The 19,845-nt window shown below is 64.6% G+C and carries 19 protein-coding genes and 1 pseudogene; 10 read left to right on the top strand and 10 right to left on the bottom strand.

What is annotated here, in order from left to right:
• Nucleotides 1–181: 181 nt before the first annotated feature.
• From AC1RNP_RS09440 to AC1RNP_RS09425, 4 genes are all read right to left on the bottom strand, one after another.
• Nucleotides 182–1,045: a DMT family transporter gene (locus tag AC1RNP_RS09440; protein ID WP_493051004.1), complete on the bottom strand. Its 864-nt coding sequence runs from the start codon at nucleotides 1,043–1,045 to the stop codon at nucleotides 182–184.
• Nucleotides 1,046–1,145: 100 nt separating this feature from the next.
• Entirely contained in the window at nucleotides 1,146–1,931 is a 786-nt protein-coding gene (hutG, locus tag AC1RNP_RS09435; RefSeq protein ID WP_493050988.1) for an N-formylglutamate deformylase, read from the bottom strand.
• Between the two features lie 80 nt (nucleotides 1,932–2,011).
• The gene (gene gorA / locus AC1RNP_RS09430) at nucleotides 2,012–3,385 is read right to left on the bottom strand and encodes a glutathione-disulfide reductase (protein WP_493050987.1); all 1,374 of its coding nucleotides are present in this window, start codon (nucleotides 3,383–3,385) and stop codon (nucleotides 2,012–2,014) included.
• Nucleotides 3,382–4,632, bottom strand: coding sequence for an NAD(P)/FAD-dependent oxidoreductase (locus tag AC1RNP_RS09425; RefSeq protein ID WP_493050986.1), 1,251 nt, complete (start codon nucleotides 4,630–4,632; stop codon nucleotides 3,382–3,384). The genes gorA and AC1RNP_RS09425 overlap by 4 nt, the downstream gene beginning before the upstream one ends.
• Before the next feature lie 342 nt (nucleotides 4,633–4,974).
• Here AC1RNP_RS09425 and AC1RNP_RS09420 point away from each other — a divergent pair, with 342 nt between their 5' ends.
• From AC1RNP_RS09420 to AC1RNP_RS09410, 3 genes are all read left to right on the top strand, one after another.
• Nucleotides 4,975–6,648 (top strand): M4 family metallopeptidase, encoded by a 1,674-nt coding sequence (locus AC1RNP_RS09420; RefSeq protein ID WP_493050985.1) that lies wholly within the window; start codon nucleotides 4,975–4,977, stop codon nucleotides 6,646–6,648.
• A gap of 351 nt (nucleotides 6,649–6,999) precedes the next feature.
• Nucleotides 7,000–8,601, top strand: coding sequence for a M4 family metallopeptidase (locus AC1RNP_RS09415; protein ID WP_493050984.1), 1,602 nt, complete (start codon nucleotides 7,000–7,002; stop codon nucleotides 8,599–8,601).
• Between the two features lie 347 nt (nucleotides 8,602–8,948).
• Nucleotides 8,949–10,622: a M4 family metallopeptidase gene (locus AC1RNP_RS09410; RefSeq protein ID WP_493050983.1), complete on the top strand. Its 1,674-nt coding sequence runs from the start codon at nucleotides 8,949–8,951 to the stop codon at nucleotides 10,620–10,622.
• A gap of 78 nt (nucleotides 10,623–10,700) precedes the next feature.
• On the opposite strand, the gene AC1RNP_RS09405 is transcribed toward AC1RNP_RS09410, so the two are convergent.
• A complete protein-coding gene (locus tag AC1RNP_RS09405) occupies nucleotides 10,701–11,180 on the bottom strand; it encodes an FKBP-type peptidyl-prolyl cis-trans isomerase (RefSeq protein ID WP_493050982.1) in 480 nt (159 codons plus the stop codon).
• Nucleotides 11,181–11,320: 140 nt separating this feature from the next.
• Between AC1RNP_RS09405 and AC1RNP_RS09400 the strand changes: the two genes are divergently transcribed.
• From AC1RNP_RS09400 to AC1RNP_RS09390, 3 genes are all read left to right on the top strand, one after another.
• Nucleotides 11,321–11,881, top strand: coding sequence for a C40 family peptidase (locus AC1RNP_RS09400; RefSeq protein ID WP_493050981.1), 561 nt, complete (start codon nucleotides 11,321–11,323; stop codon nucleotides 11,879–11,881).
• Between the two features lie 214 nt (nucleotides 11,882–12,095).
• Nucleotides 12,096–12,677, top strand: a complete 582-nt coding sequence (locus AC1RNP_RS09395) for a C40 family peptidase (RefSeq protein ID WP_493050980.1) — start codon at nucleotides 12,096–12,098, stop codon at nucleotides 12,675–12,677.
• Between the two features lie 177 nt (nucleotides 12,678–12,854).
• Nucleotides 12,855–13,133: a hypothetical protein gene (locus tag AC1RNP_RS09390; protein WP_493050979.1), complete on the top strand. Its 279-nt coding sequence runs from the start codon at nucleotides 12,855–12,857 to the stop codon at nucleotides 13,131–13,133.
• Between the two features lie 56 nt (nucleotides 13,134–13,189).
• On the opposite strand, the gene AC1RNP_RS09385 is transcribed toward AC1RNP_RS09390, so the two are convergent.
• Entirely contained in the window at nucleotides 13,190–13,681 is a 492-nt protein-coding gene (locus AC1RNP_RS09385) for an acyl-CoA thioesterase (protein ID WP_493050978.1), read from the bottom strand.
• A gap of 215 nt (nucleotides 13,682–13,896) precedes the next feature.
• Here AC1RNP_RS09385 and AC1RNP_RS09380 point away from each other — a divergent pair, with 215 nt between their 5' ends.
• From AC1RNP_RS09380 to AC1RNP_RS09370, 3 genes are all read left to right on the top strand, one after another.
• Complete coding sequence (locus AC1RNP_RS09380; RefSeq protein ID WP_493050977.1) at nucleotides 13,897–14,340, top strand: hypothetical protein; 444 nt, start codon at nucleotides 13,897–13,899, stop codon at nucleotides 14,338–14,340.
• A 168-nt stretch (nucleotides 14,341–14,508) separates the two neighbouring features.
• Nucleotides 14,509–15,387 carry a subclass B3 metallo-beta-lactamase gene (gene bla / locus AC1RNP_RS09375; RefSeq protein ID WP_493050976.1) on the top strand — a complete coding sequence of 293 codons (879 nt, stop codon included), beginning with the start codon at nucleotides 14,509–14,511 and terminating at the stop codon, nucleotides 15,385–15,387.
• A complete protein-coding gene (locus tag AC1RNP_RS09370; protein ID WP_493050975.1) occupies nucleotides 15,387–15,875 on the top strand; it encodes an NUDIX hydrolase in 489 nt (162 codons plus the stop codon). The genes bla and AC1RNP_RS09370 overlap by 1 nt, the downstream gene beginning before the upstream one ends.
• A gap of 22 nt (nucleotides 15,876–15,897) precedes the next feature.
• On the opposite strand, the gene AC1RNP_RS09365 is transcribed toward AC1RNP_RS09370, so the two are convergent.
• Complete coding sequence (locus AC1RNP_RS09365) at nucleotides 15,898–16,467, bottom strand: LysR substrate-binding domain-containing protein (protein WP_493051003.1); 570 nt, start codon at nucleotides 16,465–16,467, stop codon at nucleotides 15,898–15,900.
• Nucleotides 16,468–16,650: 183 nt separating this feature from the next.
• Nucleotides 16,651–16,784, bottom strand: a pseudogene (locus tag AC1RNP_RS09360) (helix-turn-helix domain-containing protein); the annotation flags it as partial.
• Nucleotides 16,785–16,958: 174 nt separating this feature from the next.
• Here AC1RNP_RS09360 and AC1RNP_RS09355 point away from each other — a divergent pair.
• Nucleotides 16,959–17,798, top strand: a complete 840-nt coding sequence (locus tag AC1RNP_RS09355; RefSeq protein WP_493050974.1) for a putative quinol monooxygenase — start codon at nucleotides 16,959–16,961, stop codon at nucleotides 17,796–17,798.
• A gap of 159 nt (nucleotides 17,799–17,957) precedes the next feature.
• Here the strand turns inward: AC1RNP_RS09355 and AC1RNP_RS09350 are convergent, their stop codons facing one another.
• Both AC1RNP_RS09350 and AC1RNP_RS09345 read right to left on the bottom strand, forming a co-directional pair.
• Complete coding sequence (locus tag AC1RNP_RS09350) at nucleotides 17,958–18,410, bottom strand: GNAT family N-acetyltransferase (protein ID WP_493050973.1); 453 nt, start codon at nucleotides 18,408–18,410, stop codon at nucleotides 17,958–17,960.
• Nucleotides 18,407–19,750, bottom strand: a complete 1,344-nt coding sequence (locus AC1RNP_RS09345) for a dicarboxylate/amino acid:cation symporter (protein ID WP_493051002.1) — start codon at nucleotides 19,748–19,750, stop codon at nucleotides 18,407–18,409. Before AC1RNP_RS09345 ends, AC1RNP_RS09350 begins: the two co-directional genes overlap by 4 nt.
• Nucleotides 19,751–19,845: the final 95 nt, after the last annotated feature.

Raw genomic sequence — 19,845 nt, 5'->3', positions numbered from 1 at the left:
AAAAGCGTTTTTCTTTGGTTCGTTTCTTTTGACGCTTATCAAAAGAAATGAACTCGGCCGCGTAGCGGACGAAACGCGTTTGACTTTGCCTTAGTCACGGCAGAAGCAACATCCAAATGGATCCCAGCTTCCGCTGGGACGACGATCAGAAGCAACGACAAGGTCCATGGATGACCAGCCATTACCGCGACCGCACCCGCGTCACCGCCAGCACGCCCAGCAACACCAGCACCGTTCCGGCCACCTGCCACGACCCCATCGGCTCGTGCAGGATCAACAGGCTGAGCACGATCGTCGACACCGGCCCGATCATGCCGATCTGCGACGCCAGCGATGAACCGATCCGGGCCACGCCCATCATCACCGCCAGCACCGGCAACACCGTGCAGGCGGTACCGTTGAGCAGCGACAGCCAGTAAACCTCGACCGGCAGCCGCAAAGCCTGCAACGGTCGCGTCAGCAGGAACTGGGCAATGCACAGCACGCTCGCCACCACGCTCGCATACGCGGTCAGGCGCACCGCGCCCACGCGCGCGACGATCTCGCCGCTGCCAAACAGATAGATCGCGTAAGCCAGCGCACTGCCGAACACCAGCGCGCTTCCGAGCACGATGCTGCCGCTCCCGGCCTGCAGGTCATGACCGAAGGCGAGCAGCACACCGGCATAGCTGATCGCCAGCGCCAGCAGCTGCAACCGCGTCGGACGGCGCCTGGCCACCACCACGCCGATCAGCAGCACCAGAGTCGGCGTGAGATAGAGAATCAGGCGTTCCAATGTCGCCGTGATGTATTCCAGTCCGGCGAAATCGAGAAAGCTGGCCAGGTAATAGCCGAAGAAGCCCAGCATCAGGATGCGCCAGCGATCGCCGCCCGACAGCGGCTGTGCGCGCCGTGCCGCCCACACGCCCATCAGCAGGAAGAACGGCATCGCCACCAGCATGCGCAGGGCCAGCAACGTCACCGCGTCGACGCCGTAGCGATAGCCGAGCTTGACGATGATCGCCTTGCCCGAGAACGCGATCGCGCCGAACGTCGCCAGCAGCATGCCGACGGCGTCGAGATGATGCGCGACGGCCGGTGTCGCGCCGGGCTGGCCGGGGGATTTCGCCCGAGGCTCCTCCGGCCGGGTCATGCCAGCGGCCACTTCATTCCAGCGTGGCTTCCAGCAGTCGACCGATCAGCTTTTGAAGTTGTTCCGCGCGCTCGGGTACCCAGGCGAAGCTGTCCTCGTCCATGTAGTTGAGCTGCGCCAGTTCCAGCTGCACGGCCTGGATGCCGGCCGCCGGATTACCGTAATGCCGCGTGATGTAGCCACCCTTGAAGCGGCCGTTGACGATGTGGCTGTAGTCGTCCTGGCCCTTCAACAATTCCGTCAATCGTTCCTGCAGTTCCGGCGAGCAACTCGTGCCACCGGCGGTGCCGAGATTGAGATCGGGCAATCGTCCTTCGAACAGGAACGGCACGACGCTGCGGATCGAATGCGCCTCCCACAGCACGACGCGACCGTGCTCGGCCAGGAGGCGATCGAGTTCCTCGCGCAACGCGACGTGATAAGGCCGCCAGTACGTCTCGACACGGGCGCGCACTTCGTCTTCCGAAGGCGCCTGTCCTTCGCGATACACCGGCTCGCCGGTGAACTGCACCACCGGGCACAGGCCGGTGGTGTTCTGGCCGGGATACAGGGATACGTCGTCCTCGGGGCGATTGAGATCAACGACGTAGCGCGAATGCGTCGGCACGATCATCGACGCGCCCAGCCGCTCGCGCGCGACCGCATAGAGATCAGCCACGTGCCAATCGGTATCGGGCACGCGGCGCGCGCTGTCGGTCAGGCGCGCGGCGATGTCCGCGGGCACCTGCGTGCCATTGTGCGGAATGCTGATCAACAAAGGCGCGGTGCCGCGATGCAAATGGAAGATGGGGTCGGTCATGATTCAAAACTCGCCAGATAAACGCCGTCGGACAGCAGCCGACTTGCAACCGGATCGCACGGTGCGGAATCGAAATCCTGTCATTTCATCAACACCACTTCTTCCGCCGAGGTGGGATGGATCGCCACCGTGTCGCGCAGATCGTCGAGCACGATGCCGCGCTTGAGCGCCACGGCGAAGCCTTGCAGGATCTCGTCGGCGCCGTCACCGAGCAGATGGATGCCAACCACGCGCCGCTCCGCACCCACGCAGACCAGCTTGAACAGGCTGCGCTGCGGCGAATCGGCCAGGGCATGCAGCATGGTGCGGAAATCGGCGCGATACGCATGCACATCGTCGCCGTGACGCGCGCGCGCCTCGGCTTCGGTCAAACCGACGCCGCCTAGCGGCGGATGCGCGAACACCACGGTCGGCACATTGTGATAATCGAGCCGCGACTCGGCTTTGCCACCGAACACGCGATCCATCAGGCGACGCGACGCGGCGATCGCCACCGGCGTCAACGCAAGACGGTTGGTGATGTCGCCGATCGCATAGATGCCTTGCACGCTGGTGTTCTGCCAATCGTCGACATGGATATGGCCGCCTTTGTCGAGTGCCACTCCGGCGGTTTCGAGGCCAAGGTTCTCGCTGTTCGGTGCGCGGCCGGTCGCGAAGATCAGGACATCGAAACCTTCCGCGGCCTTGCCGCTGCCAGCCGTGATCTTGATGCGGCCATCCGCGTCGCGCTCGACGCCGGCCGGCGCGAATCCGTGATGCAGGGTCACGCCGGACTGGCGGTAGTTTTCTTCCAGGCGCGACGCCAGTTCGGCCTCGAAATGACCGAGCACGCGCTCACCGCGCACGAACAGTTCCACGCTGCTGCCCAGTGCCTGCAACACGCCGGACAACTCCACGCCGATGTAGCCACCGCCCACGACAGCCACGCGCTTCGGCGCCTCGACCAGGTGGAAGAAATCGTCGGACACCAGCCCGAGTTCCGCGCCCGGAATCTGCGGCCTCTGCGGATGTGCTCCCGTGGCGATCACCACGTGCGGCGCCGACAGGCGCGCGCCATCATCGGTCACCACGGTGTGCGCATCGGCCAGCCGTCCACGCGCCTGGATCGTGACGATCCCGCTGTTGTCCAGGCGGCGCCGGTAGCTGGCATGGATGTTGTTGATGTAGCGCTGGCGATGGGCGACGAATTCGCACCAGTCCAGCTGCGGCCGCGCGACCTCGAATCCCACCTGCTGTGCCAGCTCGATGTGTTCGGACAGCTGCGCCGCCAGCCACATTGCCTTCTTGGGAACACAGCCGACGTTGACGCAGGTGCCGCCGAGTTCGCCCGGTTCCAGCATTGCCACGCGCGCGCCGTGCTCGCTGGCGCGAAAGGCCGCGGCGAGGCCGCCGGAGCCGCCGCCGATCACGATCAGATCGAAATCGAAGGCGCCGCCATTCTTTCGTGCGCTCATGCGAAACGCTCCGGTGCGTAGGGTTTCGGATCGAATCGCGGCGTGCGGCCGCAAATCAGGTCGGCGACGAGCTCCGCGGTGCCGGTGCTCATGCTCACGCCCAGCATGCCGTGCCCGGTGGCGAGCCAGATGCGATTGCGGCCCGGCGCCCGGCCGATGATCGGGATATCGTCGGCGGCGATCGGACGCCAGCCGAACCATTCCTCACGCTTCACCGGCCCGACCGGATCGTGCAGGTACTCGCGCGCCCCGCGTTCGAGCGCATCGAGGCGGCGACGGTTGAGCGTGTCGTCGTAGCCGGAGAATTCCATCGTGCTGCCAAGGCGATAACCGCTGTCCCACACGGTGACGCAAACGCTGCGCTCGTACAGCACGATCGGCTGCTTCGGCGTCAGCGCCGGACGATCGTAGGTGATCGAGTAACCCTTGCCCGGCTGCAGCGGAATTCGCGCCAGGCCCGTCGTTTTCGCCAGCAGCGGCGACCAGGCGCCGGTGGCGACGATCAGTTCGCGGCCGTCGAACTCGCCGCGCGACGTGGCAGCCCGCACACGGTCGCCGGCCTCGCGCAGGCCATGCACCTGGCATTGTTCCTCGATCACGCCGCCGGCCTCGCGCACCGCGCGGGCCAGCTCCGCCACGTAGCGGTCGGGGCGCAGACGCGCGTCGCCGGGAAAACGGATCGCTCCGCGCACGCCCTCGCGCAGGGCGGGTTCGTTGCGCAGGTAGGCGGTGCCATCGATGACTTCGGAGACGATGCCCAGTTCGGCCAATGACGGCAGTTCCTGCGCCAGATGCTCCAGCGCATGCGCATCACGGAACACGTAGTCCACGCCCTGCTCGGCGTATTCGCAATCCAGTCCGTAACGCTCGATCCATTGCGGCAGCGATTGCCGGGACGCTTTCAAGATGGCCGCGCGCGCGATCATCGCCGCGCGCCAGTCACGCGCGTTGCAGCGCGAGGCGAAATGCAGCGCCCACGACCACAGCGCGGAATCGAGCCTCGGCTTCAGATAGAACGGCGCGTCCGGCGTCAGCATCCAGCGCAGCGCCTTGGTGATCGCGCCGGGGGCCGCCAGCGGCGCGGCATGGCTGGGCGTGATGGTGCCGCAGTTGCCGTGCGAACTGCCGCTGCCCACGGTCTTCGCTTCCAGCACGCGCACGCTGCGGCCGGCGTCGAGCAGTGCCAGCGCGCTGGTCAGCCCGATCACCCCGCCGCCAATGATCAGGACGTCATCGGGTTGGTTCATGACACCAGTTTAATGGGCCGCGTGGGAGTTTCGCCGTTCATTCGCGCATCGCTGCGTATCGCCCCGCGGTGACGGCTGCGTGCGGCCAAGACCGGCCGGGTGCGGAACCGGCGGTCGCGAAGGGGATTTTGGCCATCGTGCCGCCAGGTGCGCTGGCATTCGTGGGCTTCACCGGGGCTGCTGCGCGCGCAACATGACAGACGTCTCAGGATTGCCCTAAGGTCGATCGGGCTTGGCCCTCCCATCGATCCACGCCTGTTTCACAGGCATCTGGCCAAGGCAATCCCCGTAATACAAGCACGAACGCGACCGCAACGTATCGCCGCGCCGATCGCGAACCGCATGTCCCGCATCACTCTGCCGAAGGAGATTCCCATGCACATGCAAGTCCGCCCGCTCAAGCTCGCCATCCTGACCGCACTGGCACTGCCGCTGTCCGCCGTCGCCACCTCGCCCGGCATGTCGCCCGCCGCCGCGCAGCGCGCGCAGGGGCTGATCGGCGTTCCCGCCAACACCCGGGTCCTGCAGCGCGCCGACGACGACGGCTTCGTCGCCAGGGACACCGTCGTCGACGCCGACGGCACCGAGCACGTGCGTTTCGACCGCACCTACCGCGGCCTGCGCGTCATCGGCGGCGACACGGTGGTCACCTCGCAACGCGGCCTGATGAAGTCGGCGCAAATGACCTTGCGCACCAAGCTGCGCCCCTCGCTGGCCGCGCGCATCGGTAAGGACGATGCCGCCGTGGAAGCCGGCGCACGCTTCAATGGCAAGGTCCAGCAGGTCTTCAGCAACGAGCTGGTGATCTACGCGCGCGGCGCCAAACCTGTGTTGGCCTACGAGGTGACGCTGCAAGGCGATGACACCCGCCGGCACTCGGGATTCGTGACCTATTACATTGATGCGAACAGCGGCAAAGTGCTCGATCTGCAGGACCAGATCCAGACCGCCGCTGCGGTCGGCACCGGCAAGTCGTACTACTACGGCAACCTGAGCATCTCCACCGACCAGAAGAGCACGACCAAGTACGATCTCATCGACACCACGCGCGGCGGCGGCAGCGTCTACGACGTCAAGGGCGCCACGATCTCCAACGTCTTCGACATCCTGCTGGCGACGCTCGGCGCGACCCTGTTCACCGACAGCGACAACGTCTGGGGCAACAACACGACCAGCGACCGCGCCACGGTCGCCACCGACATCCATTACGGCGTCGGCGCCACTTGGGACTACTACAAGAACGTCCACGGTCGCAATGGCCTCTACAACGACGGCAAGGGCATCAAGAGCTACGCTCACGCCACCTTCCGGACGGCCAGCGGCGGCACCTCCGGCGTCAACGCCGCCTACGTCGCCCTGTTCAAGTCGATGTTCTACGGCGACGGCGACGCCTCGCGCGGATATGGCCCGGTGGTCGCCATCGATGTCGCCGGCCACGAAATGTCGCATGGCGTGAACGCCGCCACGGCCAACCTCGCCTACTCCGGCGACGCGGGCGGTCTCAACGAGGCCAATTCCGACATCTTCGGCACCCTGGTCGAGTACTACACCAACAACGCCGCCGATCCTGGCGACTACCGCATCGGCGAAACGCTGCGCACCGATGGTGGCGCGCTGCGCGACATGTACAACCAGGCCGCCGACGGCAGGTCGTTCAACTGCTACATCACGGGCGGCTTCGATCCGAATCAGTCCGACGGCGCGCACAACCCGCACTACACCTCCGGCGTCGCCAACCGCTTCTTCTATCTGCTCGCCGAAGGCGCGGTCGTGCCTGCCGGCTCCGGCCTCACGCCATCGCAACTGGTCTGCAACGGCGACACCACCATCGCCGGCATCGGACGCGACAAGGCCGGCAAGATCTGGTATCGCGCCCTGACCACGAAATTCACGTCGAGCACCACCTATCCGCAGGCGCGCGCACTGACACTGGAAGCGGCGAGCGAGCTGTATGGAACGGGTTCCGCCGAATACAACACGGTGGCACGTGCCTGGAGTGCGGCCAGCGTCAACTGATCACTTTTCTTCATTTCCTCATGCGTAAAAGACGGCCGGCATTCGCCGGCCGTTCTTTTTTTGCACGGCCATCGCCTCGCATGCGAATGCAGCCGTCGGAAACAGAACAAATGCATGCGTTGCTGCGTCCGCAGCACGGACCGTCGCTGCTGCATTCGCAACATGACAGCGATCGATCGTTTCTCCTAAGTTCGTTACCGCCGAAACCAAGACAAGCTGCTTCGTGAGCAGAACACGCTTGACGCAGGCAACCCCAACGCAATGCATGCGCGGCCGTGACGTGCAGCTCTCGGGCACGGGTCGCGAACGGCATGTTCCTCGTTCTTCTTTCACAGGGCCTACGAAATGCAAATGTCAGTTCATCCGTTGAAGCTCGCCATCCTGTCCGCGATCGCGCTGCCGCTGTCCGCCTTTGCCGCGTCCCCCAACGTGCATTCCGCGGTTGCGCAACGCGCGCAAGGGTTGATCGACAGCCCCGCCAATGCCAATGCTCTGCAGCGCGCCGATCAGGATGGCTTCGCTGCCAAGGACACCATCATTGACGCCGACGGCACCGAGCACGTGCGCTTCAGCCGTACTTTCCGTGGCCTGCCGGTGATCGGCGGCGATGTGGTGGTGCACTCCCGGAATGGCAGGTTCAAGGAAGCCAGCCAGGCGCTGAAAACCAAGGGACGTCCCGACGTGACGCCGCGCATCGACGCCGACCAGGCCAAGGTGGAAGCCGGCGCCGACTTCGACGGCAGCATCAGCGGCATCAGCAGCAAGGGCCTGGTGGTCTATGCGGGCGGCGAAAAGCCGGTGCTCGCGTATGAAATCAATGTGCGGGGCGTGTCGAAGTCGCAAGGCGAATCGGACATCCGCTACTTCATCGACGCACAAAATGGCCGCGTGCTGGATGCGTGGAACCAGATCCAGACCGCCGCCGTCACCGGCGTCGGCCAGAGCCTGCTCCTGGGCGACATCAACATCACCACCGACTCGACGAGCAGCGGCTATCAGCTGGTCGATCCGACCCGCGGCGGCGGCTCCACCTACGACGCCCACGACTCGGACACGCTCACCGGCGCCACGCTGTTCACCGATGCCGACAACAACTGGGGCAACAACACCACTTCCGATCGCGCCAGCGAAGCCGCGGACGCGCATTTCGGCGTCGCCACCACCTGGGACTACTACAAGAACGTGCATGGCCGTAACGGCATCTTCAACGATGGCGTCGGCGTGAAGAGCTACACCCATGTCGCTTTCGCCGCGTACAGTGGCGTCAACGCGTCCTGGAACGGCTCCTACATGAAGTACGGCGTCGGCAATGCCGCGCAGGGGATTGCCCCGGTCGTCGCCATCGATGTCGCCGGACACGAAATGACCCACGGCGTGACTGGTGCCACGGCCAACCTGGCCTACAACACCAAGGACTCCGGCGGTCTGAACGAAGGAACGTCCGACATCATGGGCGCACTGGTGGAGTACTACGCCAACAACAGCGCCGATGCCGGCGACTACCTGGTCGGCGAGAAGATCTATCTCAACAATCCTAACGGCACCAAGGCGCTCCGCTACATGTTCAAGCCGTCGATCGACACCAGATCCTCCGACTGCTATCCGAAGCGCGGCTTCACCAACACCAACAATCACTACTCCTCCGGCGTCGCCAATCACTTCTTCTACCTGCTGGCCGAAGGCGCGGTGGTACCGGCCGGCTTCGGTTCGGGCACGAGCTACAACCTGACGGCTTCGAGCCTGGTGTGCAACGCCGACACCACGATCACCGGCATCGGACGCGAGAAGGCCGGCAAGATCTGGTATCGCGCCCTGACCGTCTACATGACGTCCACCACGAACTATCCGGGCGCCCGCACGGCGACGCTCAATGCCGCGCGTGATCTCTACGGCACGGGTTCGGCCGAGTACAACGCGGTGGGTCGCGCATGGAGCGCGGTCAACGTCAACTGATCACTTTTTTCACTTCTACATGCGTCGAAAACGGCCGGCATTCGCCGGCCGTTTTTTTCGTACTGCAAAACACAACGGACTCCATGCATCGATACGCCACAACGTGAAGACTGCGTGACGATTCGTGCGCGACACAAGTCATCACTGCTGCGCACGCAACATGACAGCCGCCATCGGCTTCTCCTAAGGTCGGACGCGCCAGAACCGAAGCACTTCGATCCTAAATCAATGCGCGCACGGTGCAGGCAATTCCACCGCCGTAAATGCGGTCGCGATATGAACACGCCACTCCCACGTCGATCGCGAACGACATGTCCCCCCATCTTTCACAGGGCATAAAAATGCAAATGCAAGCCTCTCCCCTCAAGCTCGCCATCCTGTCCGCGATCGCGTTTCCGCTGTCCGCCATTGCCGCCCCGCCTGCCCTGCACTCCGCCGTTGCGCAGCGCGCGCAAGGACTGATCGAGGTTCCCGCCAACGCCAAGGTCCTGCAGCGCGCGGACTACGACGGCTTCGTCGCCAAGGACACCATCGTCGATGCCGATGGCACCGAGCATGTGCGTTTCGACCGCACCTATCGCGGCCTTCCCGTGATCGGCGGCGATGTGGTGGTGCATTCCAAGAACGGCAAGCTCAAGCAGGCTCGCCTGATCGGCACGAACAGTGTGTCCATCCCGGCCAGCCTGACCTTGAAGACGACCTCGCGCCCGTCGGTGACACCGAAGATCGGCCGCGACGAAGCCGTCGAGATCGCCGGCGCGGCCTTCCCCGGCACAGTCAACGAAGTGCGCGACGCCAGCCTTGCCATCTACGCGCGCGAGGACAAACCATCGCTGATCTACCAGGTCCGCCTGCTGGGCGACCGTCCCGCCAACCGCGAGCTTCCGGTCGGTGACATCATCTATTACATCGACGCCAACAACGGCAGGATTCTCGCCGAGGACGACCAAGTCCGCACGGCCGCAGCGGCGGGCACAGGCAAGACGATCAGTCTGGGCAACGTCGGCATCACCACCAACTCGGTCACCGGCGGATACGAACTGACGGATCCCTCGCGCGGCAACGGCACCACCAAGGACGGCAGGAATTATTCCTATACCAACGCCGCCAGCAATTCGGTCAAGTTCTCGGATACCGACAATATCTGGGGCAACAACGCCACTTCCGATCGCGCCACGGCCGCCGCCGAAGCACACTTCGGCGTCGCCGCGACCTGGGACTATTACAAGAATACCCATGGCCGCAACGGCATCTTCAACAATGGCTCCGGCGTCACCAGCTACGTGCATGTCGGCAACAGCTGGCAGAACGCCGCGTGGTACAACGGCGCCATGTACTACGGCGACGGCAACAGTGCGTCCACTTACCGCCCGCTGACCGCGCTCGACGTCGCCGGCCACGAGATGAGCCATGGTGTGAACTCGGCCACCGCCAACCTCGGCTACTACAACATCAAGGATTCCGGCGGCCTGAACGAGGGCAACTCCGACATCATGGGCACGCTGGTCGAGTATTCGGTCAACAATGCCAGCGACCCGGGCGACTACCTGATCGGCGAGGAGATCTACGTCTCCAATCCGAACAACACCAAGGCACTGCGCTACATGTTCAAGCCGGATCTCGATGGCGGCTCCTATGGCTGCTATCCCTCCAACGGCTTTACCGCAAGTCAGACCTACCAGAACGGCCCATACGATCCGCACTACACCTCGGGCGTGGCCAACCGCTTCTTCTATCTGCTGGCGGAAGGCGCGGTGGTGCCGGCCGGCTTCGGCACGGGCACGAGCTACAACCTCACTTCGTCCAATCTGGTCTGCAACGGCGACACCACGATCACCGGCATCGGTCGCGAGAAGGCCGGCAAGATCTGGTATCGCGCGTTGACCGTCTATTTCACTTCTTCCACCACCTATCCGGGCGCCCGTACCGCCACGCTCAACGCAGCCAGCGATCTCTACGGTTCGGGGTCGGCCGAGTACAGCGCGGTCGCCCGTGCCTGGAGCGCCGTCAGCGTCAATTGATCCATCCGCCCTGCGGTAGCGCGCAAAAGAAAACGGCCCGCGCGAGCGGGCCGTTTTTTCATTCGCTGGAGGGTCGGCTCAGTGCGCGTGTCCGCCGTCGCCATGCACGTGGCCGTGCTCGAGCTCTTCCTGGCTGGCCTCGCGCACGTCGACGATCTCGATGTCGAAATGCAGGTCCTTGCCGGCCATCGGATGGTTGAGGTCGACGTCGACCACGCTCATGCCGACCTTCTCGATGGTGACCGCGCGCGGGCCGAAGTTGGTGTTGAGCACGACCTGTTGGCCCGGCGCCAGCTTCTGGTCGCCGAAATGCTTCTTCGGCACGCGCTGGGTGAGTCCATCACGGCGCTCGCCGTAGGCTTCCGCGGCGGGGACGTCGACGCCGAAGCTGTCGCCAGCCTCGTGGCCGTCGAGGGCGTTCTCCAGGCCAGGGATGATGTTGCCGTGGCCGATCAGGATCGCCAGCGGATCGCGCTCCTTCGAGGTCTCGAGCGGCTCCTGCCCTTGCTCGGACACGGTGTAGTGGAAACGGACGACGCTGTCTTTCGCTATTTTCATGGGCAGGCAACTCGCTGAGGCGGCGCAACCGCCGCTTGTGAACGTGAAGGGGATTCGGCCAAGATGCGGCCGTGACGAACCATGCCGCGCATTATCCCGGCTCCGCCGACCCGACGCCAATCCTCACGGACCAGGGCGGCATGCAAGGGGCTCCCGCACGCCGCTTCCGCTCGTCCTTGTCTCGACTTCTCAGGTGGCTTCTTGTCGGCACCATGCTGCTGGCGCTGGCCGGTTGCGGCGGACACAAGCAGATCCGCAAGGCGCGACCGCACGCGCCCCCGCCGCCCTCGCGCACCTGGGCGACCGTGCAGCCGGACAATCCGGTCGCCGCGAACGCCGTGCTGATGCGGGCGCTGGGGCTAGTGGGCACGCCCTATCGCTATGGCGGCAACACGCCGGAAGGCGGTTTCGACTGCAGCGGGCTGGTCAACTACGTCTATCGCGACATGCTCGACCTGCGCCTGCCCCGCACCTCTCGCGACCTTGCCGCCTACCAGGGCCCCCGCATCCCGCCCGAGCGGCTGGCCAGTGGCGATCTGGTTTTCTTCGGCAGCGGCGGGCAGGTCAGCCATGTCGGAATCTACGTCGGCGAGGGCCGTTTCGTGCATGCCCCGAGCACCGGCGGCACCGTCCGGCTGGACTATCTGGACGGCTACTACTGGCGCGACCATTACAGCGGAGCTAAACGGGTGCTGAAGTAATTTTATTACATTTTGACACCCCGCTTTACATATTTATAACGAATTTTGAACCAAATCAACGGTTTGCTAAGGCACTATCCCTGCTCATCGATTCATTCATTAATTGCGCGTGACGACTATCGACCCATCCTCAGGCCGCCGCGCCGTCTCGACTTCCCCCCTCGCGAGAACATTTCCCCTCTTCCTCATCGGTCTTCTGGCCGCCGCGCCGGCTATGGCCAGCACCGGCCTGACCGGTGACTCGGCCGATCAGCCGCCCCCCGATACCTCCCTCAGCCAGACGGCCACTGCACCGGTTCCGGTGCTGCAGGCCGCCGCGCCCGACCGTGGCCTGTTCGCGAACGACGTCAGCCGTCAGATCGCCGCCACCCAGTCCAGCGCCGTCACCCCGGCCCTGGCCGGACCGGCCGAGACCGGCGGCCGCGTGCAGAACGTGCTCAAGCGCGCCCTCGCCCTGCTCGGCACGCCCTATCGCTGGGGCGGCACCTCGACCGAAGGCTTCGACTGCAGCGGACTGGTCGGCTACGTGTTCCGCAGTGCGCTCGGCATCGAGCTGCCGCGCGTCTCGCGCGAGATGGCGGCCAGCGGCGAGAAGATCGACCGCGACTCGCTCACCGCCGGCGACCTCGTGTTCTTCAGCCGCCGTGGCCGTCGCGTCGACCATGTCGGCATCTACGTCGGCAACGGCAACTTCGTGCACGCCCCGCGCACTGGCAAGGACGTGACGATCTCCAGCCTCACCGAAGGCTACTGGAGCCGCAAGTTCATGCAGGCGCGACGCGTCTCCGGCATCTGAATTCCGCCGCGACCGCAGCATCGAAAAAACCGCCCTATGTGGCGGTTTTCTTTTTTCCGCCCTTTTATGCTCCGGCTGCTGTGCGATGGATGCAGCCCGGCCGCTCCTGCTTTCCATGGGCGCGCCGAGGTGTAGGTGAAACAAATCGTTGAATCATCTAACCGAAGGAGAAGCAGCATGAGTCGAATGAAGAAGGTTGTCGCGTTGAGCACCTTCGCAGGGGGGATCCTGGTGTCGCTGGCCTGCTGGGCATATCCGATGCCCGGACCGGGACAGGAAACGATCGTCACGTATTACGGCGATGCCGCGCGCACGAACGTCATCGGCGTCAGGAACGTGGCGAGGGGCTCGCAGTGCCAGATCTATCACACCACCTGGGGCGCGCAGAGCTCTCCCTATAGCACCGTCGAGGTGTTGGACTGCCCGAACACCAACGGAGAACCGCCGGTCGAATAATCACGGATGAAGCCGTGAGATCCGGCAGGGTCGCCTGAAACGGCGGCCCTGTTTTCTTATTCACCGCCGTTGCGATAGCGGGCGACGGTCTCCTCGATGTCCTTGCTCAGCGCCATCACCTGGATGGCGTATTCGGCCAGACGCCGGTCCTCGTCGTTCTGCGGCGCCCAGGCCGGCACCGGCGTCGGCTTGCCCTCGACCGCATCCATCGCGACGAACACGATCACGCAATGCGTGCACAGGCGGTCGCTGCCTTCGTGCATGGGGTCGCGGGCGCGCACGTCGATGGAAAAATGCATGCTGGTCGTGCCGGTGTACACCAGCTTGGCCGAGACGGTCACCAGATCACCGATGCGGATCGGCGCCACGAAGCGGATGCCGCCAACGGCGACCGTGACGCTGTAATGCCCGCTCCAACCCACGGCCGCGGCGTAGCCGGCCTGGTCGATCCACTTCATCACCACGCCGCCGTGGACCTTGCCGCCGTAGTTGACGTCGGCCGGTTCGGCGAGGAAACGGAAATTGAGTTCGCGCTGACGACCGCTCATGCGGGCTCCGGGATGCGGCGGGGGATAGCCGCGCTGTCATTGTGCAGGCTGTCACTGTGCATGCCGTCATTGTGACGGATGCACGCAATCGCCGACAGCCTCGGCCGGTGCCGTGCCGCCAGGACGCACCGACAGAATCGGCACCAACACCAAACAGTTGCCAGTTCGACCCGTGCGCGCCATGCTTATGAAGCAATCAACGCAGAGGAAGCGCGATGCTACGCACCACCCTGGGGATTCTGGCCGGCGTCATCCTGGCCGCGCTGGCTTTGTACGGCGCGCAGTACGGCTACGCCTATTTCCATCCCTCCCCGCCTGGAACAGCGCCGGGCACGCCTGAAGCGGTGGCGTCGTTCATCACGAACGGGAGACCGAGCGACGTGCTGAATTACGTCAACACGGCGCCGACGGAAGCCCTTTCCCTCCTGCTCACCGGCTGGGCGCTGGCGGCCCTGCTCGGCGGCTGGCTCGGCGCGGCCATCGCCAGACCGCATCGTGGCGGCACGGCGACCCTGATCGGCGCGCTGCTCACCGTGCTCGTGATCGTGTACGGCACGCTGATTCCCGGACCGCCCTGGGTCACCGTCCTCGGTGTGCTGCTGCCGATGCCGTTCGCGTTGCTCGGCGGACGCCTGGCGATGCCGCGGCACGAGTTCTGATCGCCTCGCACATCACGCGACACTTTCGTCGTTCGCATCGTCTTCGCGTGTGATGCAGGTGACGGCGGTTACGTCGCGGATGCGGCGACGCAGGACATCGACACTGGCTTATGCGCCTCGCGACCGTCGACACTAGCGCTCCTTTTCGCGCACACGTCTCCGTCGCACATGCCCAGACTCTCCTCGTTCCTCGCCGCATGCGGCCTGTTGTTGGCTTCCTCGTTTTCCCTCGCCGCCGAAGCGCCGCTGCCGCAAGGCCAGCGCTATGAAACGGATGAATCGTGGCGACAGCCGGTCGCCCCCGTGCGCATCGCCGATCACACCTGGCAGATCGGCACGGCCGCGATCACTTCGCTGCTGATCAAGACCGATGCGGGCGCGGTCCTGATCGACGGCGGCCTGATGCAGGCATCCGACATGCTGCTCGCGCACATGCGCGCACTCGGTGTCGAACCCGGCGATCTCAAGCTCATCCTGCACAGCCACGCGCACGGCGATCACGTCGGACCACTGGCCGCGATCAAACGCGCCACCGGCGCACAGCTGCTCACCAATGCCGAATCCGCCGTCCTGCTCACGCACGGCGGCACCGACGACATCCACTTCGGCGACGGCATCCTCTATCCGCCGGTGCAGCCCGACCGCATCCTCCAGGACGGCGAAACCGTCACGCTCGGCAGCACCACCTTCACTGTGCATTTCACACCCGGACACACGCCCGGCAGCATGAGCTGGACCTGGACCGACACCCGGGACGGCAAGCCGGCACGCATCGCCTACGTCGACAGCCTCAGCGCTCCCGGCTACCAGCTGATCGGCAACTCGCGCTACCCGCATATCATCGACGACTTCCGCCGCAGCTTCGCCACCGTGCGCGCCCTGCCCTGCGACATCGCGATCACGCCGCATGCCGATCTCAGCGGCTGGGATTTCACCAACACCGCCCGTCCACATCCGTCTCCGATATCCTGTCGCACTGTCGCCGACAATGCCGAGCGCAAGTTCAACGCGCAGCTGTCCGAACAACGCAAGCAAGACAAGCCCTGATGCCCTATACCCCGATCGTCGCCACCCTCGGTTATGTGCTTTCGCCCGACGGCAAGCGCGTGTTGATGCTCCACCGCAACACGCGCGTCGACGATCACCATCTCGGCAAGTACAACGGCCTCGGCGGCAAGATCGAGCCGGACGAGGACGTACTCGCCGGCATGCGTCGCGAAATCCTGGAAGAAGCCGGCATCGAATGCGAGGCGATGTCGCTGCGCGGCACGATCAGCTGGCCGGGATTCGGCAAGCATGGCGAAGACTGGCTCGGCTTCGTGTTCGTGGTGACGCGCTTCTCCGGCACGCCCTTCGAGCGCAATCCGGAAGGCACGCTGGAATGGGTTGCGATCGAAGATCTTTCCACCCTGCCGATGTGGGAAGGCGACCGCAACTTCCTACCGCTGGTCTTCGACGACGATCCGCGCCCGTTCCACGGCGTGATGCCGTATCGCGACGGGCGCATGGTGTCGTGGCGGTACTCGCGGGCGTGACGCCCGACATTCGCTCCGACGGTCAGATCCGCAGCACTTCGATCAGTGCCCGCAAAGCCCCCGGCACTTGCCGACGGCTGGGGTAATAGAGCACGAAGCCCGGAAAAAACGGACACCAGTCCTCAAGCACGCGTACCAGACGGCCCTCCTGCAAGTGCTGGGCCACATACGCCTGCGTGGTATAGGCCAGTCCCGCCCCGGCCAACGCCGCCGCGATCATCAATTCGGGATCGTCGAGGATGAAAGCGCCCGGCACGGGAATGGCGATTTCCTCCCGCTGCTTCTCGAACTCCCAGCGATAGAGCGCGCCGCTGGCGACCTGGCGATAGCCGATGCAGCGGTGATGCGCAAGATCGAAGGGAGTCTGCGGCGGCGGACGATCGGCAAGATACGCAGGCGATGCCACCACGGCAATGCGCTGATCGGGCGAGACCGGAACCGCGATCATATTGGCCGCAACGCTTTCGCGCAGCCGGATGCCTGCATCGAATCCCCGCTCGACGATGTCGACGAAGCCTTCCTCGAGGGCCACTTCCAGGATGACGTCCGGATAATCGCAGGCGAAGCGCTCAAAGGCCGGAGCAAGAATCATCATCGCGGCCATGCGCGGCACGCTCAGGCGCACGGTGCCCGCCGGGGTCTCGCGAAAATCGTTGACCGTTTCGACCGCATGCCTGACGTCGCGCAGCGCGGGCGCCAATGTCAGTAGCAGGCGCTCCCCGGCCTCGGTCGGCGACACGCTGCGTGTGGTGCGGTTGATGAGTCGGACGCCCAGGCGCTCCTCCAGATCCCGCAAGCATGGCTCAGCGTCGACGGCATCAGGCCAAGCCGCGCGGCCGCTCGCCGAAAGCTGCGCTCTTCGGCAATCGCCACGAAGGCTGTCAGCTCCGCGAACTCGAATCCGCGCATTAATGGCCTATTGGCATCAATCTATGGGGAGAATCCTAGGTTATCACTGGCTTTTATCCAACTATAGTGCGCTTCGTTCGAGACCGCGCAAGCCACGCCACCTCGAAATATCCGCCGGAACTCGATGAATCAAGGCGGCCACGCCCTCCCAGGACGCGATAGGAGCCATCCGACATGCGGAACCTGACTTGTCTTCCCACAGCAGCCATCGTGCTCGCCCTGTGTACGGCAGCGGCCCATACGACGGCGCGAGCGGAGAACACCTCGATGCATCAAACGAAAAGACCAGCTGAATCCAGCGACTTCACCCAGACCAGCGCTAGCGCCACCGTATTCGCCACCCCCCTCTTGCGCGCGCAATCGGGCAAGGCTGAGCAACTCTCGGCGCGACTGCAATCCATTCAACGCGCCACCCGTGCCGAGGAAGGAAATCTTGCCTACGACATCTTCCGCGCGGTCAAAACTCCGGACACCTTCATCGTCATCGAAGCCTGGCGCGACACGGGAGCGCTGCAGCGGCATATCAAGACTCCGCTGATCACCGACTTCGTTGGCCGCGAGTCGCACGAGACTTTACAGGGTGGCCGTTTCGACGCCATCGTGCTGCGTCCGATGGACGATCTCGTCTTCGACACCCTCCGGCCAACAGGCAAAACCAATGCCGCCGACAGGGCCAAACGCGTCTATGCCCAAGCCATTCTGCTCGCCAAAGAAGGCAAAGCCGAAGCCCTGCTCGACCAGCTACGCGCCATCCGCAAGGGCACGCGTGGCGAGCCCGGCAATCTTGGCTACAACATCTATCGCTCGGCGGACAATCCCTTGCAATTCGTTATCTTCCAGGGCTTTGTCGATCAAGCGGCGTTCGACCAGCATGTGAAGGAACCCCATATCGCCACGTTCACCGCGCAACTCCACGACACGCTGGCGAAGACGGATTACGACTGGTTCCTGCTCAAGGCCATCGGCGAAACGATGTACGACGAGCCAACGACTTCCCGCGGTGCCGGTCAATAGGCAAGCGCCTGCAATACGAGATATCAAACGCAGATCGGGCCGCTCCGCACACGCCCGCCCTCCGGGTTTCGCTTCGCTTTCCTCCACGTGTGGTCTATCTCGCGACGGGCGCATGGTGTCGTGGCGGTGTCCCGCCTCTGACGGAGGCCTGTCGGCGCGTCAGGAATATCCCGGGCCGCTGAGGCGCTTTCCGCCCGTGCCCATCACGTATTCCATGTTCACCGAATGCGGCGCGGTCTCGACGAAGCCGAACTTGGCGTAGAGATGCTTCGCATCGCCGTCGGCGACCAGGGTCACGTATGCCGATTCGGGCACATTGGCCCGCAACCACGCATCCAACGCCGCGAGGATGCGTTTTCCCAGGCCTCTGCCCTGCAACGCGGGCTGCACCGCGATGTCCGCCACCGTGAACACGGTGCCGTTGTCGCCGATGATCCGGCCCATGCCGACCACTTCGTCCTCGCGCAGCAGGCTCACGCCGTAGAGCGTGTTGGGAAGTCCGCGTCGTGCCGCTTCCAGAGTTTTCGGCGACAACCCGGCCGCCACGCGCATGCGGCAATAGGTTTCCGCATCGGGAAACCGTTCGATCAGCACGATCTCTTCCAGGCTCACGATGCTTTCCTGTCCGGATCGGTTTGATCGCCTTCGACCAGACCGATGTTGCTCGACGCCGCGTCGTACACCTGCCGGTCGAGCAATCCGGTTTCCTTCGCCACCAGCACCGGCACCAGCATCTGGCCGGTGACATTGGTCATCGTGCGCATCATGTCGAGGACACGGTCGATCGCGTACAGATAGCCGATCGTTTCCAGCGGCAATCCGGCCGCGCTCAGCACCACGGTCGCCATCACCACCGCCGTGCCGGGAACGCCGGCGGTGCCGAAGCTGCCGAGCACGGAGGCAATCAGCACGATCAGATATTGATCGGCGGTCAGTGGCGTACCGGTGTACTGCGAGATGAAGACCGCGCATAGCGCCGGATAGATCGCGCCGCAGCCGTCCATCTTGATGCTGGCGCCGAGCGGCACGGCGAAGGACGCGTAATCCTTGTTGACGCCAAGGTTGTGGGTGACCGAACGGATCGCCGCCGGCATCGCCGCGAAACTCGACGAGGCCACGAACCCGACCTGCATCGCCGGCGCCGCGCCACGGAAGAACTTCAGCGGGTTCAGCCCATGCGCGAGCAGCAAACCGCTGTACACCACAATGATGTGCAGCGCGCAGGCCAGATACAGCGCGAACACGAAATTGCCGAGCGGCAGCAGCTTGCCGAAGCCGTAGGCGCCCACCAGCCCCGCGATCAGGCCGAAGGTGCCGATCGGCGTCACTTCGAGCACGAAGCGCGTGACCTGCACCATGATCTCGCTCATCTCCGCGGTGAGCTTGCGCGCGCCGGCCACGCGATCGCCGAGCTTGACCATGGCGAAACCGAGCAAGGCGGCGAAGAAGATCACCGGCAGGATCGAGCCGCGGCCCGCCGCCAGCACGGTTTCGCCCGCGGCATTGGTCTTGGTGCCGATGCCGGCCAGGGCGTAGAACGGGTTCGACGGCACCACGTCCAGCAGCACTTTCGCAATGCTTGGAACGTCACGCGGCGTATAGCTGGCATCGACACTCAGATTCATCACGCCGACGCCCGGCTGCAGCAGCGTGCCGATCGCCAATCCCACGGCAACGGCGAAGACGGCGGTGATCACGAACCAGAGGAAGGTGCGTCCGCCCAGCGCCGCCACTGACTTCTGCCCGTGCAGCGATGACACGGCATTGATCACCGCGAAAAACACCAGCGGAATCGCGATCATCTTGATCAGCGTGACGTAGAGATCGCCGAGCGGTTCCAGCCACGTCTTCGCCGCCGGCCCGAGCAGCCAGCCGGACAGCGCGCCGAGCACGAAGCCGGCGACCACGCGCTGCCAGAACGGGATCCTCAACCAGGCCGAGACCAGCTTCATCATTCTTGTTTCCGCACACCGCACAGGAGACGCCGCACGATAGCGCAGCCTCGGCCCCGGCGCAGCGTTGCGGGCGCGACACAGCGTCCAAAAGG

It is taken from the genome of Luteimonas sp. GW821-FHT14E02 (genome assembly GCF_058803905.1).
The sequence above is the reverse complement of the archived record's forward strand: the minus strand, read 5'-3'. Positions and strand labels throughout refer to the sequence as shown.

What these genes read in the sequence shown, in the direction of transcription:
- AC1RNP_RS09345 (WP_493051002.1), bottom strand. Translation starts at nt 19,750, where the DNA reads ATGAAGCTGGTCTCGGCCTGGTTGAGGATCCCGTTCTGGCAGCGCGTG.
- bla (WP_493050976.1), top strand. Translation starts at nt 14,509, where the DNA reads ATGCCCAGACTCTCCTCGTTCCTCGCCGCATGCGGCCTGTTGTTGGCT.
- AC1RNP_RS09420 (WP_493050985.1), top strand. Translation starts at nt 4,975, where the DNA reads ATGTCCCGCATCACTCTGCCGAAGGAGATTCCCATGCACATGCAAGTC.
- AC1RNP_RS09395 (WP_493050980.1), top strand. Translation starts at nt 12,096, where the DNA reads ATGGCCAGCACCGGCCTGACCGGTGACTCGGCCGATCAGCCGCCCCCC.
- AC1RNP_RS09415 (WP_493050984.1), top strand. Translation starts at nt 7,000, where the DNA reads ATGTCAGTTCATCCGTTGAAGCTCGCCATCCTGTCCGCGATCGCGCTG.
- AC1RNP_RS09355 (WP_493050974.1), top strand. Translation starts at nt 16,959, where the DNA reads ATGCGGAACCTGACTTGTCTTCCCACAGCAGCCATCGTGCTCGCCCTG.
- gorA (WP_493050987.1), bottom strand. Translation starts at nt 3,385, where the DNA reads ATGAGCGCACGAAAGAATGGCGGCGCCTTCGATTTCGATCTGATCGTG.
- hutG (WP_493050988.1), bottom strand. Translation starts at nt 1,931, where the DNA reads ATGACCGACCCCATCTTCCATTTGCATCGCGGCACCGCGCCTTTGTTG.
- AC1RNP_RS09425 (WP_493050986.1), bottom strand. Translation starts at nt 4,632, where the DNA reads ATGAACCAACCCGATGACGTCCTGATCATTGGCGGCGGGGTGATCGGG.
- AC1RNP_RS09385 (WP_493050978.1), bottom strand. Translation starts at nt 13,681, where the DNA reads ATGAGCGGTCGTCAGCGCGAACTCAATTTCCGTTTCCTCGCCGAACCG.
- AC1RNP_RS09380 (WP_493050977.1), top strand. Translation starts at nt 13,897, where the DNA reads ATGCTACGCACCACCCTGGGGATTCTGGCCGGCGTCATCCTGGCCGCG.
- AC1RNP_RS09440 (WP_493051004.1), bottom strand. Translation starts at nt 1,045, where the DNA reads ATGCTGCTGGCGACGTTCGGCGCGATCGCGTTCTCGGGCAAGGCGATC.
- AC1RNP_RS09365 (WP_493051003.1), bottom strand. Translation starts at nt 16,467, where the DNA reads ATGATTCTTGCTCCGGCCTTTGAGCGCTTCGCCTGCGATTATCCGGAC.
- AC1RNP_RS09405 (WP_493050982.1), bottom strand. Translation starts at nt 11,180, where the DNA reads ATGAAAATAGCGAAAGACAGCGTCGTCCGTTTCCACTACACCGTGTCC.
- AC1RNP_RS09390 (WP_493050979.1), top strand. Translation starts at nt 12,855, where the DNA reads ATGAGTCGAATGAAGAAGGTTGTCGCGTTGAGCACCTTCGCAGGGGGG.
- AC1RNP_RS09370 (WP_493050975.1), top strand. Translation starts at nt 15,387, where the DNA reads ATGCCCTATACCCCGATCGTCGCCACCCTCGGTTATGTGCTTTCGCCC.
- AC1RNP_RS09400 (WP_493050981.1), top strand. Translation starts at nt 11,321, where the DNA reads ATGCAAGGGGCTCCCGCACGCCGCTTCCGCTCGTCCTTGTCTCGACTT.
- AC1RNP_RS09410 (WP_493050983.1), top strand. Translation starts at nt 8,949, where the DNA reads ATGCAAGCCTCTCCCCTCAAGCTCGCCATCCTGTCCGCGATCGCGTTT.